The sequence below is a fragment of the Embleya sp. NPDC055664 genome (assembly GCF_053618075.1).
In genome coordinates this window covers 23,386-39,131 of the sequence record NZ_JBSHGZ010000016.1, presented here as the reverse complement: position 1 = coordinate 39,131, position 15,746 = coordinate 23,386, and the positions used below count along the sequence as shown (strand labels likewise).

The window sequence follows — 15,746 nt, the reverse complement described above, 5'->3', positions numbered from 1 at the left end:
TCCTACCCCGGAGAAGAACCATGCGCAGAGCTCAACCACGTCCGTGCCCGGCGACGTCGAAGCAGGGCGCGCCGTGACCGCCCCCGACGTCCGGCCCGGGTTATCCGGTTCGGGGCGTCCCGAGGATCGATGCACCGTGCCGGGCCTGTTGGCAGCCCGCGCGGACCTCGACCCGCATCGCGTCGCGATCCTGGTTCCGGGTGCTCCCGGCACCGGACTGACCTTCATCGACTGGTGGCGCCGATCCGTCGCCCTGGCCCACGAGTTGCACGATCGGGGGGTACGCGCGGGGGATCGGGTCGCGCTGATCTTCGCCGGTCGCGAATGGGCCGACTACGCGGTCGCCTACTGCGCGGTCCAGCGGGCCGGCGCGGTCGCCGTACCGCTGCCCGAACGCCTGCCGGCCGCCGCCGTGCAGGCCCTGCTCGTGCACTGCGCGGCGGCCGGCATCCTGCACGGCGTCGACATCGAGCCACCGAACACCGGTGCGTGGAGCGCGATTTCGACGACCGTCGAAGCCGACGCGCACGCGCGGGCCCGCTCGATTCCGGCCGCACTCCCGGCGCCGGACCCCGTCGATCCGCACGAACACCCGGAGCCCGCCGAACCCGCCGAACCCGTCGAACCCGTCGAACCCCCGGCCCTCGCCGAGCCGCATCCCGACGACCTCGCGCAGATCCTCTACACCTCCGGCACCACCGGCACCCCCAAGGGTGTCGTCGCCACCCACGCCAACCTCACCCACGGCTTCGAACCGGCCCCCCGGCGGAGGCAGTTGGCGCACTCGAAGCACTTCCTGCACGCGTTCCCGATCGGCACCAACGCCGGGCAGACGATGTTGCTCAACGCGCTGACCGCCGAGCCGACCGCGCTGTGCGCCCCGGCGTTCGACGCCGAGGAGTTCTGCGCGCTGATCGCCGCCCACCGGGTCGGCACCGTGTTCACCGTGCCCGCGATGGCGACCGACCTGGTCAACTCGCGGGCCTGGACCCGGCACGATCTCGACTCGGTGCAACTCTTCGGCTCGACCGCCGCCGCACTGCCGCCGGCCACCGCACTGGCCCTGACCGAGATCTTCCCCGACGCCGTGATCGTCAACTCCTACACCTCGACCGAGGCGGCCCCGGCTCAGACCACCATGGTCTTCGACCCCGGCCGGCCGACTTCGGTCGGGCGCGGTACCGGCCTGGACGACCTGCGCATCGTCGGCCCGGACGGCGAACCCGTACCGACCGGCGAGGCCGGCGAGATCTGGCTGCACTCGCCCACGACCTCGCGCACCTACTACCGCGACCCGGGCGCGGACGCCGGGGTGTTCACCGACGGCTGGATCCGGATGGGCGACATCGGCCGACTCGACGCCGACGGCTACCTGTACCTGATCGACCGGGAAAGCGACCTGATCAAGTCCGGTGCGAACAAGGTCGCCACGCTCGCGGTGGAAGCCGCGCTCCACGAACACCCGGCCGTCGCCGACGCGGCCGTGTTCGGTGTGCCACACGCCGTGATGGGCACCATGGTCGCCGCCGCGCTGGTCCTGCGGGACGAGGTCGCGGCCGACGACCTGCGGGTGTTCCTGCGCGAACGCCTGGCCCGGCACGAGATCCCGACCCGATTCCTGCGCGTGGACGCCCTGCCCCGGAACCCGGCGGGCAAGGTGGTCAAGGCGGAACTTCGGGCCCGGATGGCCGGGGACGACGCCGAGCGGTCGAGCATGCCCCGGACCGCGACGGAGACCGCCGTAGGCGGCCTGTGGGCGGAGGTGCTGGGCAGGCCCGGCGCCGGTCCCGACGACAACTTCTTCGCCCTGGGCGGGGATTCGTTCAAGGCGACCCGGCTGGCCGCCGCCGCGACCCGTCTGTTCGCCCTCGACGTGCCCGTCTCGCTCGCCTTCGACCGACCCGAACTCGCCGCCCAGGCGGCCTGGATCGACACTGCCCGGGCGCGACCGGAACCGGCCCGGACGGAATCGGAAGGCGCGGACACGCCGACGGAACCGGCGTGCGCGCGGCCCGAGGCGGCGTGCCGCGCGTCGGCCGGCGAGCCGGTCGTGCGCATGCCGCTCAGCTCGCAGCAGGAGAACTTCTTCGTCTGGATGTACGCCACCGACCAGCCGCGCGACGTCGGCCCGGTCAGTGTGGGGATCCGGATCACCGACACCCTCGACCAGGACACCCTGGAAGCCGCCCTGGGCGAGGTGGTGCGCCGGCACGAGGCGCTGCGCACCGTCTTCCACTACGCCGACGGCACCGCCGACGCCGTCGTACTCGCCGAACTGCCGCCCGAGATGCGGCGGATCCGGGCCGAAGGCGCCACGCACGCCGACCGCGAACGGTTCGCCCGCGAGCATGCCGGCGCCGAACGCGAACAACACTGGGACCTCGCACACGGACCCCTCGTACGCGCCCTGTTGATCGAACTCGACCCCGAGGACCACGTGCTGATCCTCGCGGTGCACCACATGGTGTTCGACGGCTGGTCGATGGGTGTACTGCTCCGGGAACTCGCCCTCGTCTACTCGGCGTTGCACACCGGTCGGACCGCTCCGCTGCCGCCGCCCACGCCGACCTGCTCGGAACACCTGGGCTGGGCCCGCGCGCAATGGCCGCGCACCCGCCCGTTCTGGGAGGCGACCCTGGCCGGGGCGCCCGCCGCCCTCGACCCGTTCCCCGGGCGCGCGGCCACCGGTCTGCTGCACAGCGGTTCGGTGCGTTTCGGCCTTGCCGCCGACTTGGTCGAGCGGTTGCGCACGGCCGCCCGCGAGCGGGGCGCGACGCCGTTCATGGTGGCCACCGCGTGCTGGACGAGCGTCCTGGCACGGGCGTCCGGCATCCGGGACATCGTGGTGATGTCGCCGGTACCCGGTCGGACCCGACCCGGCAGCGAGAACCTGATCGGCTGCCTCGTGCAGTCCCTGCTGATCCGGGTCGACCTGGGTGGTGACCCGTCGTACGACGACCTGCTCGACCGGGTCCGCACCACCGCCGTGGCCGCGACCGAGCACCAGTGCTACCCGTTCGCCGAGTTCTACCCGCGCTTTCCGGACGCGGCCTGGGTCCGCTACGAGAGTTGGAGCAACCAGGCGCACTTCCTGGGCCTGGTCTCAGAACCCTTCGATCTGCCGCGGCAGTTGGACGCCGAATGGCCCACGCCGGACGGCCGCCCGGACCTGGGCGTGCCCGAACTGGCCTTGACCGAACAGCCCGACGGCACGATCGCGGGCTGGCTGCTGTACAACGACCACGCGTTCGCCCCGTCCGTCGTCGAAGACCTGGCCCAGGCCTTCGTCGAGGCCTGCGAGTTCGCGATCGACCACCCCCAGGCGCCGGTGTTCGGGGACACCGCCGCACTGGTTCACGCACCCACCGCCTCCCAGGAGGGCCGCTGATGCGCACCACCCGATCGGTATCCCTGCCGCCGGATTCCCCGTGCCGAGCCCCGGTGTCCCCGGCGCAACACGGCATCCGGTTCACCGAACTCGCGGTACCCACGGGCACCGCGCACCACATGCCGCTGAGCATCCGGTTCACCGGCGACCTCGACCCGGCCGCGCTCGCGCACGCCTGTGACGCGATCGTGGTGCGCCACCCGGTCCTGGGCAGCGCGCTGCGCGAGCTCGACGGGGAACCGTGGCTGGTCCCCGCCGACACCGTTCCGCACCTGGTGATCGAGGACCTGACCGAGACACCCGAAGACCAACGCGGCGACATGGTGGCGCAGTTGCTGCACCGCGAGACACTGCGCGCGTTCGACCCGGAGACCGGGCCGCTGGTGCGCTTCACCCTGGTCGACGCGGGCCCCGGACACCGGACCCTGCTCGTGGTCGCCCACCACCTCGCCTTCGACGGCAACTCCAAGGACATCCTCGTTCGCGATCTGGCCGCGCACTACGCCGCGTTCGGCACCGGCATCAAGCCGGATCTGCCGGACCTGGAGGAGTCGGAGGACGCGGAGCGGATCGCCCGCGAGGCGGCCGAGGCCGAGCGCCGGGTCGGCCTGGCCGCGATCCGCTTCGCCGACGAGGAACGTGAACCACCCGCCGTCATCCTGCCCGGACGTCGCCGGACGGCGATCGACGGCGGCACCGGCGGGTCCGTCCCGATCCCCGTCGACGACGAACTGCGCGTGGCCGTCGCCGCCACCGCCGAACTCCTCGGCGTCAGTACCTTCGCGCTGCTCCTGGGCGCGCTGCACACCCAGCTGTGGCGCTACGGCAACGAACGGGCCACGGTCGCCATCGACCTGGGCACCCGCACCCCGCACAGCCGTGACCGGGTGGGTCCATACGTCAACGAACTCCCCGTCCACACCACGCCGTCCGCGGACTTCACCTTCCGCGCCTTCGTCCAGGCGCTGCGGGCCGACCTGCGCAACCTCTTCCCGGTCCGCGACGTGCCGCTCGGCCGGGTCGTCACCGGCCTGACCCCGCGACTGGCGCTGGCGCCGGTGTCGATGAGCTATCGCCGCCGTACCTCGGTGCCCGACTTCGCGGGCCTGCCCGTGTCGATCGACTGGACCGTGTTCAACCACGCCGCGCGCGGCGACCTGCACATGCAGTGCCTGGACGACCCGAATCGCCTCGCACTGCACCTGCACTACGCCACCGACACCCTCGACGAGGGCGCCGCGACGGTGATCGCGGGCCACTACCGGACCCTGCTGCGGGCGATCGTGGACGACCCGGAAACCCCGCTGTCCCGCCTCGCCCTGCAGAGCGCCGACGAACACGAACGTATGGTGCGGGACTGGAACGACACCGGGCGGGAGATGGAACAGGACACCTTGCCCGCGCAGTTCGCGGCTCAGGCTGCCCGTACCCCCGAGTCGATCGCGGTGGAGTGCGGCACGACCCGGCTCACCTATGCCCGACTCGACGCGGCCGTCGACGCGGTGGCGCGGCGGTTGCGAGGCGCCGGGATCGGCCGGGGCGACCTGGTCGCGGTCTGCGTGCGCCGTACGGCCGCGCTGCCCACCGCGCTGCTCGGGGTGCTGCGGGCGGGTGCCGCGTATCTGCCGCTGGACCCGGAATACCCGTCGGCCCGGCTGGCGATGGTGCTCGAAGACTGCGCCGCAGATGCCCTGTTGACCGAACGCGACCTGCTCGGCCGGTTCCCCGGACGCGGAGATCAAGCGCTGCTGATCGACGGGACCGTCACCGGGACGGCGGTGATCGACCCGGTCGGTTCCGACCCGGTGGCCGCACCCCCGCCGATGCCCGGCGAACTCGCCTATGTGCTGGCTACGTCCGGCTCCACGGGCCGCCCGAAGGGCGTGGAGATCGAACACCGCGCGCTGAGCAACCTGCTCGCCTCGATGCGGGACGTCCTGGCCTGCGCCGCCGACTCGGTGTGGCTCGGCCTGACCTCGGCGTCCTTCGACATCTCGGCGGTCGAGCTGTACGTGCCGCTGATCACCGGGGGGCGACTCGTGCTCGCCGAGGACGGCGAGACCCGGGACGGCCGGGCGCTGCTCCGGTTGATCCGGGGCCGACGGGTGACCCATGTCCAGGCCACCCCGTCCGGCTGGCGCATGCTGCTCGACGCGGGCTTCGAGGAGCCGGCGGTGTTCGCCGTCACCGGCGGCGAACCGCTGCCGGTGCCGCTCGCACGGGAGTTGCGCCGCCGGGCCCGCCGCCTGGTGAACGCGTACGGGCCGACCGAGACCACGGTGTGGTCCAGCACCGCCGAGATCGGCCCGGACGACGACGAGGTGACCATCGGCCGCCCGATCGCCAACACCAGGATGTACGTGCTGGACCGACACCTGACCCCCACCCCGGTCGGCGTCGCGGGCGACCTGTACATCGGCGGCGACGGACTGGCCCGAAGCTACCGCCGGTTGCCGGGCGTCACCGCCGACCGCTTCGGGCCCGACCCGTACGGCCCGCCCGGCGCCCGCCTCTACCGCACCGGCGACCTGGCCCGCTATCGCGACGACGGCCGGATCGAGTTCCTGGGCCGGGACGACCACCAGGTCAAGATCCTCGGCCATCGGGTCGAACTCGGCGAGATCGAAAGCGCATTGCTCGACCACGAGGGCATCGCGGCGGCGGCCGTGACAGTGCGTGAGGACGGTGCCGACGGGCCGCTCCTGGTCGCCTACCTGGTCCCGCGCGGCGCCGCCACGCCGAGCGCGGCCGAACTGCGGGTGCATCTGGCCGCGACGCTGCCCCGGGCCCTGGTACCCGGCGTCTATGTGCCGCTGGAGCGCCTGCCGCTGACCCCCAACGGCAAGCTGGACCGGACCGCGCTGCCCGCCCCGCCGCGCCTGCGGGCGGTCGAACCCGACCCGGTCGACGAGGCGGACGTCCCCGCCGACACCGGGCCCGCCGCCGAGATCACCGCGATCTGGCGCGAAGTGCTCGGCCTGGACGACATCCGCCCCGACGAGGACCTGTTCGACCTGGGCGGCCACTCGCTGACCGTCACCCGGATCGGTGCGCGGATCCGCAAACGCCTCGGCGTCGACGTACCGCTGCACGTGTTCTTCGAAACCCCGACCATCTCCGGACTCACCAGCGCGGTATGCGCGATGCGAAGCGAGCGGCGGCCATGAACAACCCGACCCGAAGCCACGACCCGCACCCGTTGTCGGCGCCGGACCGGCCCGCCGACCCGGCGTCCGTGTCCCTCCGATCGCGGCGTATTCCGCTGTCCGCCGGCCAGGAACGGTTGTGGCTGCTCGACCGGATCAACCCCGGGGACGCGGCGTTCAACATGTTCCAGGTCCACCGCCTGCGCGGCCCGCTCGACGTCGCCGCCCTCGACGGCGCCCTGTCCGAACTGGTCGACCGGCACGACAGCTTGCGCGCGACCTTCCCCGACGAGGACGGCGTACCGATCCAGGTGATCGGCGCGCCCGGGACGTTCGTCCTGGAGCGGGTGCGGGTCGACGGCGCCCCGGCCGAGCGCGAACAACGCGCCCGCGACCTGGTCGCCGCACGCACGAACCGTGCGTTCGACCTGGCCCGGGGCCCGCTGTTCACGGCGAGCCTGCTGCACCTGGATGCCGCCGGCCGGGACCACGTGTTGTGCCTGGCCCTGCACCACATCGTCGCCGACGGCTGGTCGATGAACGTGGTCGACGAGGAACTGGCGGTTCTCTACGCGGCGTTCACCGAGGGCCGCCCCTCGCCGCTCACCCCGCTGCCGCTGAGCTACGGCGACTACGTACGGCGCCAACACGAACTCCTCGACGAGCCCGGCTTCGAGGAACGACTGACCTACTGGACCCGGCAACTCGCCGGCGCGCCGACCCTGGACCTGCCGGTCGATCGGCCCCGGGGCAGCGGCACCGACACCGAGTCCGGACATGGCGGTACGGTCACCCACCACCTTCCGGCCTCCCTGCGCATCGGAATCGAACAACTCGCCCGGCGTGAAAGGGTCACCCTCTACATGACCCTGCTCGCCGGATACCAGACCCTGCTCGCCCGCTACTGCGACCAGGAGGACGTCTGCGTCGGCTCGCCGCTGGCGGGTCGGGACGAGGAGGACTACGAGCCACTGGTCGGCTACTTCCTGAACACCCTGGTCCTGCGCGGCAGTACCGCCGGTGACCCGTCGTTCCGCGACTTCCTGGGCCGTACCCGCACGGTGGCCCTCCAGGCGTACGAGCATCAGGACGTACCGTTCGAGCGGCTGCTCGGCGCGCTGGACGTGGACCGCGATCCGGACAGCCCACCGGTGTTCCAGACCATGCTGACCCTGCGCCCACCGGCCGGAGCCGGATTGCTTCTGGCCGGGGTTGCCGCCGAGGGGTTCGAATCGGGCTTCCGGCAGGCCAAGTTCGATCTGGCGCTGGAGGTCTGGCCGGAAGGCGACGAGCTGGTAACCGAGTTCGTCTACAACACCGACCGCTTCGCTCCCGAGAGCATCGCCCGACTGGCCCGCTGCTTCGAGACCCTGCTCGCGGGCGCGGTCGCGCATCCGGACACCCCGCTGTCCCGGCTGCCGCTGTTGTCGGCGGCGGAGCGGGTCCGGGTGCTGGCGGGCGCGATGGGACCGACCGGCGGCGAATGCCCCGACCCGGTCGTGGCCTTCGAGGTGCAGGCGCTGCGCACCCCGCATGCGGTCGCCGTCGAGTCGGGCGACAGCCGGGTCGACTACGCCGACCTCGACGCCCGCGCGAACCGGCTGGCCCGGGTGTTGCGCCGGGCCGGCATCGGACCGGACTCGGTGGTCGCGGTCTGCGCCGAACGCTCGATCGAGACGGTCGTCGCCCTGCTGGCCGTGCTCAAGGCGGGTGGCGCGTATTTGCCGATCGACCCGACATTGCCGACCGAGCGGATCGGGTGGATGCTGGCCGACGGCGGGGCGGAACGGGTGTTGTGCCGGGCGCGGTTCGCCGACCGGTTCGCGGGCGGCGAGTTGCCGGTGTCGCTGCTGGACGAGGGCGACGCGGATCCGCGTGACGACACCGATGAGGAGCCGCCCGCCCGGATCGCCGGTCCGGACCACCTCGCCTACATCATCTACACCTCCGGCTCCACCGGCCGACCCAAGGGCACCCCGATCACCCGGGAGGCGCTGGCGGGTCGGGTGGCATGGATGCGCGAGCGGTATCGGAGCGGGCCGGGCGACCGGGTGCTGCAGTTCGCCTCGTTCGGCTTCGATACGCACGTCGAGGAGCTGTATCCGAGTCTGCTCGGCGGCGCCACGCTCGTGCTCGCCCCCGCCGACGGGTTGTTGCCGGACTTCTTCGGCACCGCGGCCGGGCGCACGCTGAGCGTGCTCGACCTGCCGACGTCCTACTGGCACGAACTTGTCGCGCAGACACCGGGGTTGGCCTGGCCGGAGGCGCTGCGGCTGCTGATCCTGGGCGGGGATCAGGCCGACGCCGCCTCGATGCGGCGCTGGCACGAGGTGTTCGGCGAGCGGGTCGAGGTGGTCAATACGTACGGTCCGACCGAGGCCACGGTGATCGCCACCGCGGCGGACCTGGTCGGGGGTGCGGCCGGGGCCTGGGACGGTTCCCGGCCGCCGATCGGTCGCCCGCTCGCGGACACCCGCGTGCATGTGCTGGATCGACACCTGGAGCCGGTGCCGATCGGGGTCGCCGGCGAACTGTGCATCGGCGGCGCCGGGTTGGCGCGCGGCTATCTCGGCCGCCCCGCCCTGACCGCCCGCCACTTCGTGCCCGACCCGTACGGGCCGCCCGGCGCCCGGCTCTACCGCACCGGCGACCGGGCCCGGCTGCGACCGGACGGAGCCCTGGAGTTCCTGGGCCGCGACGACCACCAGGTCAAGTTGCGCGGCTACCGGATCGAACTCGGCGAGATCGAGGCGGCCCTGGTGGCGCGGGCGGACGTCGGCCAAGCGGTGGTGGTGGTCCGGGACGAACGGGGTGATCGACGGCTGGTCGCCTACGTGGTGCCGGAGGCGGGCGGGTCGATGCCCGTGCCGGACGCGGCGGAGCTGCGGGCCGCGCTGGGCCGCACGCTGCCGGCCCATCTGGTGCCCGCGGCGTTCGTGACGCTGGATCGGTTGCCGCTCACCCCGAACGGCAAGCTGGACCGGGCCGCGCTGCCCGTGCCGGAGCAACACGGGGCGCCCGAAGCGTCGTTCGTGGCGCCGCGTGGCAGCGCCGAGGAATTGGTCGCGGAGACCTTCGGTGAGGTGCTCGGGGTGTCCCGGGTCGGCGCGCTGGACGACTTCTTCGCGCTCGGCGGCCATTCGCTGCTGGCCACCCGGGCGGTGGCCCGACTCGGCGCCGCGATCGAACTCGCGGTGCCGATCCGAACCCTGTTCGCCGATCCCACCGTGGCCGGTCTGGCCGCGGCGATCGAGGAACTGCTGATGGTCGAACTGGACGACCTGTCCGAGGCGGACGCCGAACGACTGGTGCTGGACGCAACCGAGACGGGGGACGCGCGATGACGCTCACTTCACCCCCGACCCGAGCGGGCGGCCTGTCCGCCGCGAAGCGGGCCCTGCTGGAACAGCGGTTGCGCCGGTCGACGGCCGCCGCCCCGCCGTCGATTCCCCGGCTGCCGGACGAGGCCGCGATTCCGCTGTCCTCGGCGCAGATCCCGCTGTGGTTCATGGAGAATCTGACACCGGGCACCGCCGCCTACACCATCCCGTTCGCGCTGCGGTTGCGCGGGCTGCTGGACGAGGCGGCGATGGAGCGGGCGTTGACCGGACTGCTCGCCCGGCACGACAGCCTGCGCACCACGTTCGGGACCAGCGCCGACGGTCACCCGACCGCGACCGTGCACCCGCCGGCGCCGGTCCCTGTGACTCGGCGCAGCGCGCCCCTCGACCTGGATCTCGGGGCGCGCGAGCGGTGGGCCGCGGCGCTCGTGGGCGAGGAGTTCGCCCGGCCGTTCGACCTGGAGGTGCCCCCGCTGTTCCGGGCCGCGCTGGTGCGGCTGGACCGGGACGACACGATCCTGGTCGTGGTGCTGCACCATCTGGTGGGCGACGGCTGGTCGGTGCACCTGATGGTGAACGAACTCATGGCGGACTACAATGCTTTCGTCGCCGGGCTCGAATCGCCGCTGTCCGCGCCGGCGGTACGGTACGGCGACTACGCGGCCTGGCAGCAGCGGCGGCTCGGCGGTGCCGAGGGCGAACGTGCCGCCGCCTATTGGCGCGAACGCTTGGCGGGCGTGGGTACGCCGGCGCTGCCCACCGACCGGCCGCGCCCGCCGCAGCAGACGTTCTCCGGGGACGGGCACTCGTTCGTGCTCGACCCGGAACTGTGCGACGCGGTCACCGCGCTGGGGCGGGCCCACGGTGCCACGCAGTACATGACGCTGCTGGCGGCGTGGCAGGCGGTGTTGTCCCGGCACGGCGGGCAGAGCGACTTCGCGGTCGGCTCCCCGATCGCGGGGCGTCCGCATCCGGATCTGGAGCCGATGATCGGCATGTTCGTCAACATGCTGGCCATGCGGGCGCCGCTGGCGGGTGATCCGACCTTCGCCGAACTCCTGGGCCGGGTGAGGGAGAGCAGCCTGGATGCCTACGCCCACCAGGATCTGCCGTTCGATCAGGTGGTGCGCGGGCAGAACGTGGTGCGCGACGTCTCCCGGACACCGCTGTTCCAGGTCACCTTCGCGCTCCAGAACTATGGGCGCGGAGAGCACGGCTTCACCGGTCTCGCGCACGACTGGTTCACCGCCGACTCCCGGGTGACCCGCTTCGATCTGAGCCTGTTCGTGTTCGAGGTCGGCACCGGGATGCACGGTTTGATGACCTACAACACCGACCTGTTCGACGCGGCCACGATCGAGCGGCTGGCCGGGCATCTGGCCACGCTGTTGCGGTCGGTGGTCGCCGATCCGCACGTGCCGCTGTCCCGGATCGACCTGCTCGGCGCGGTCGAGCGGACCCGGTTGCTCACCGAGTGGAACGACACGGATCGTCCGCTGTCCGAACACCCCACGCTGGCCCGGGCGATCGAGGCGCAGGTGGCCCGCGATCCGCGTGCGCCGGCGGTGACCCACCAGGGTGACACGCTCGACTACGGCGAACTCGACGCGCGCGCGAATCGGCTGGCCCGGCGGTTGCGGGCGGCCGGGGCGGGGCCGGAGACGCCGGTCGCACTGTGCCTGGAGCAGTCCCTGGACCTGGCGGTGGCGGTGCTCGCCGTGCTCAAGGCCGGTGCGGCGTATCTGCCGCTGGATCCGGAACAGCCGGTGGAGCGGCTGACGTTCATGCTCACCGACTCGGCGGTGCAGGTGGTGGTGACCGACACCGTGCTGCGGGAACGTACGGTGGGTCACACCGGAGCGGTGGTCCTGGTCGACCGCGAACGGGCCGTGATCGAGGCGGAGAGCGCGGATCCGGTGCCGGGCACGGCGCAGCCGGGGAATCTGGCCTACGTGATCTACACCTCCGGTTCGACCGGGCGTCCCAAGGGAGTCGCGGTCCAGCACCGGGAGGCGCTGGCCTATCTGGAGGGGGTGCGCGAGCGGTTCGAGGTGGTGCCCGGGTCGGTGTACGGACTGGCGCAGTCGTTGTCCTTCGACTTCGCGATCACCGCGCTGTACCTGGCCTGGACCACCGGCGGCGAACTGCACCTGATACCCAAGCGGTTGTCCGGCGCCGAGTTCGCCGACCATCTGGCCCGGCATCCGGTCGACTACCTCAAGATGACGCCCTCGCACCTGGCCGGGCTCGCCGCCGAGGTCGGCACCGAACCGCTCTTGCCCCGGCGGCTGTTGATCCTGGGCGGCGAGGGCTCGTCGTGGGAGTGGACCCGGGACCTGGCCGCACTGGGCGGTTGTGCGGTGGTCAACCACTACGGGCCCACGGAGACCACGGTGGGGGTGACCACCTACCGGGTCCGGCCCGACGACGCGGTGACCTCGACCGTGACGCCGATCGGCCGGCCGCTGCCGAACGCGCGGGTGTACCTGTTGGACGCCCACCTGGAACCGGTGCCGATCGGCGTCACCGGGGAGATCCACATCGGCGGCGAGCGGCTGGCCCGGGGTTATCTGGGCCAACCCGGCGCCACCGCGGACCGGTTCGTCCCCGACCCGTTCGGCCCGCCGGGCGGGCGGCTGTACCGCACCGGCGATCTCGGCCGGTATCTGCCCGGCGGCGACATCGAGTTCCTGGGGCGCAGCGACCAGCAGATCAAGATTCGTGGCTATCGGGTCGAACCCGCCGAGATCGAGGAGGCGTTGCGGGCACAGGAGGGCGTCGCGCAGGCCGTGGTGGACGCGCGCGGCCCGGCCGGTGCGCAGCGGTTGATCGCGTATCTGGTGCCGCCGGAGGAGGACGGGGACGCATCGGCCCTTCCGGGTGAGCGTCCGGCCGGTGCGGAGTTGCGGCGCGCGTTGTTGTTGCGACTGCCCGAGTACATGGTGCCGTCGCGTTTCGTGTGGCTGGATCGCCTGCCGCTGAAGGCGCACGGCAAGGTGGATCGGGCGCTGCTGCCCGAACCCGACACGGCCGCGGGCGCGGGTGGGGGTGAGCGTGTACCGCCCGCGAGCGAACTCGAGGAAACACTTGTCGAGATCTGGACCCGGGTCCTCGAACTCACCTCGGTGGGCGTGATGGACGACTTCTTCGAACTCGGCGGCCACTCGCTGCTCGCCATGCAGGTGTTGGCCCGGCTGCGCAAGGTGTTGCCGCCCGGTGGTCGGCAGGTGTCGCTGCTCGAACTGTTCAAGCACCGGACCATCCGCGAACTGGCGCAACTGCTCGAACGTCCGGTCGGTGCGGACGAACCACGCTCGCTGCTGCACGAGTTGACCCGGCCGATTCCGGTCGGGCAGCGGGTGTTGTCGCTGGTGTGCGTGCCGTACGGCGGCGGCAGCGCGGTGGTCTACCAGCCGTTGGCGGACGCGCTGCCGGCGGGGCACGCGCTGTACTCGGTGGCGATTCCCGGCCACGACTTGTCCATGCCGGAGGCGCCCAGGCCGATCGAGGAGGTCGCCCGGGAGTGTGCGGACGAGATCTTGGCCGGGGTCGAGGGGCCGTTGGCGCTGTACGGGCACTGCGGGGTGGGCAGCGCGCTCACCGCGCAGATCGCGTATCTTCTGGAGCAGGCCGGGCGCCGCCTGGAGGCGGTGTACCTGGGCGCGATCTTCCCGTTCGCCCGGCCCGAGGGCGGTGTGCTCGGCGCGTTGACCCGATTCGCCGGCCTGGAGCGGCTGCGCGGGGACCGGGTGCATCTGAACTGGCTGACCTCGATGGGCGCCGACCTCGGCGACCTGGATGAGGAGCAGGTGAGCTTCATCATCCGCAACATGCGCAAGGACGGGCTGACTTCGGAGGCCTACTTCACCAAGCGCATGGCCCAGGACCTGCCGCCGCTGGCCGCGCCGGTGATCTCGGTGATCGGCGAGCGTGACCCGAGTACCGAGTTCTACCAGGAGCGTTATCGCGAATGGCACTTCATGGCCTCGGCCACGGCGCTGGTGGTGATCGACGAGGCGGGCCACTACTTCCTGCGCTACCGGGCCGAGGAGTTGGCCGAGATCGTCACCGCGACGCATGAGGCGGTGGCGCGGGAGCGTACCGAGCCGCTGACCCGGGCGGTGCGCGGTGAGGACGCGAGCTGGTGGCTGCACGGGGTCTCCGGGGTCGAATCCGGTTCGGCGGCCGAGTCGGTGCCGGGTTCGGGGTCGGGCGCGGTCGCGGATGTGAAGACCGCGGGTCGGTCGGCGGTGCGGCCGAGCATGGGCCGCTTCATGGCGGTGGCGCTCGGGCAGCTCGCCTCGATCACCGGGTCGGCGCTGACCGAGTTCGCCATCCCGATCTGGATCTACCTGCGTACCGATTCACTCACCCAGTTCGCGCTGTTCTCGGTGTTGGCCCTGGTGCCGGGCATCGTGGTGGCGCCGCTCGCGGGCGCGGTGGTGGACCGCAACAGCCGCCGGTCGGTGATGTTGGCCGCGGACTGCGTGGCGGGTCTGGTGCAGGTGACGATGGCGTTGCTGCTGTGGGCGGGCCATTTGGGGGTGGGCGCGGTGTACGGCCTGCTCGTGGTGTTGTCGCTGACCGCGACGTTCCAACGACTGGCCTACAACTCGGCGGTGCCGCAGCTGGTGCCCAAGCGCTATCTGGGGCACGCCAACGGGATCGTGCAAATGAGCACCGGGCTGGCTCAGTTGGTGGTGCCGCTGATCGCGGTGGCGCTGCTCGCGGGTATCGGGCTCGGCGGAATCCTGCTGATCGACATCACCACCTTCGTGATCGCGGTGACGGTGGTGGCGTTCGTGCCGTTCCCCGACACGATGGCGCAGACCCGGCGCGAGAGCATGGTCAAGGAGATCGCCAACGGGGTGCGCTACTCGATGGGGCACGCGGGATTTCGCACGATGTTGCTCTACTTCGCGCTGCTGAACGTCTTCCTGGCGCCGATGTTGGTGCTGATGACGCCACTGGTGTTGTCGTTCGGCTCGGTACACACGGCCGGCGCGGTCGGCATGGCGGCCGGGGCGGGTGCGTTGCTCGGCGGGCTGGCCATGGGCGTGTGGGGCGGGCCGCGGCATCGGCGGATGCACGGGATCCTGGTCGCCACGGTGCTGATCGCGGTGTTCGCGTTCCTGGCCGGGCTGCGGCCCTCGCCGGTACTGGTCGGGATCTCCTTCTTCGGGGTGTTCTTCGGCCTGTCGCTGCTCAACGGCATCTACGCGACGATCATCCAGGTCAAGGTGCCGCAGCGGTTCCACGGCCGGGTGATCGCGCTGAACACGATGGTGGCGTGGTCGACCCTCCCACTGGGCTTCGGGGTGATCGCGCCGCTGTCCGTGCATCTGCTCGAACCGCTGTTCCGTCCGGACGGCGCGCTCGCCTCCAGCGTCGGCCGGGTGATCGGCGTGGGGGAGGGGCGCGGCACCGGATTCCTGTACCTGATCTGCGCGTCCGCGATGATCCTGCTGGCCCTCGCCTCGTTCCGACACCGGGTCATCTCGCGCTTCGACGACGAGGTCCCCGACGCCATGCCGGACGATCTGATCGGCATCGAGGAACGCCGCAAGCGCACCAAGACCCCATCCACCGGGCCCAACCCGGCCCACCTCGAACCGGAGAAGGTATGACCACCGACGACCAACCCACACCCGTGTGCCGTGTAGTGATCAACGACGAGGACCAGTACTCGGTCTGGGCCACCGACCGCGACATCCCGGCCGGCTGGCGCCCCGAAGGCTTCACCGGCCCCCGCGAGGACTGCCTGTCCCACATCGACAAGGTCTGGACCGACATGCGCCCCCGCAGCGTACGCGAGGCCACGGACGCCTGACCCGACACCGGCGGTGGGCTCGCCTGGGGCCCACCACCGGT

The 15,746-nt window shown here is 71.9% G+C and carries 5 protein-coding genes; all 5 read left to right on the top strand.

The window, feature by feature from the left end; genetic code table 11:
• The first annotated feature begins 136 nt into the window (after positions 1–136).
• The 5 genes from ACWGR4_RS24885 to ACWGR4_RS24865 are packed head-to-tail and all read left to right on the top strand — an operon-like array spanning position 137 to position 15,705.
• The gene (locus ACWGR4_RS24885; RefSeq protein ID WP_452129771.1) at positions 137–3,388 is read left to right on the top strand and encodes an AMP-binding protein; all 3,252 of its coding nucleotides are present in this window, start codon (positions 137–139) and stop codon (positions 3,386–3,388) included.
• Complete coding sequence (locus tag ACWGR4_RS24880; protein WP_452129772.1) at positions 3,388–6,555, top strand: non-ribosomal peptide synthetase; 3,168 nt, start codon at positions 3,388–3,390, stop codon at positions 6,553–6,555. Before ACWGR4_RS24885 ends, ACWGR4_RS24880 begins: the two co-directional genes overlap by 1 nt.
• Positions 6,552–9,878 (top strand): amino acid adenylation domain-containing protein, encoded by a 3,327-nt coding sequence (locus tag ACWGR4_RS24875; RefSeq protein ID WP_452129773.1) that lies wholly within the window; start codon positions 6,552–6,554, stop codon positions 9,876–9,878. Before ACWGR4_RS24880 ends, ACWGR4_RS24875 begins: the two co-directional genes overlap by 4 nt.
• A complete protein-coding gene (locus tag ACWGR4_RS24870; protein ID WP_452129774.1) occupies positions 9,875–15,502 on the top strand; it encodes a non-ribosomal peptide synthetase/MFS transporter in 5,628 nt (1,875 codons plus the stop codon). Before ACWGR4_RS24875 ends, ACWGR4_RS24870 begins: the two co-directional genes overlap by 4 nt.
• Positions 15,499–15,705: an MbtH family protein gene (locus ACWGR4_RS24865; RefSeq protein ID WP_452129775.1), complete on the top strand. Its 207-nt coding sequence runs from the start codon at positions 15,499–15,501 to the stop codon at positions 15,703–15,705. Before ACWGR4_RS24870 ends, ACWGR4_RS24865 begins: the two co-directional genes overlap by 4 nt.
• Positions 15,706–15,746 lie beyond the last annotated feature (41 nt).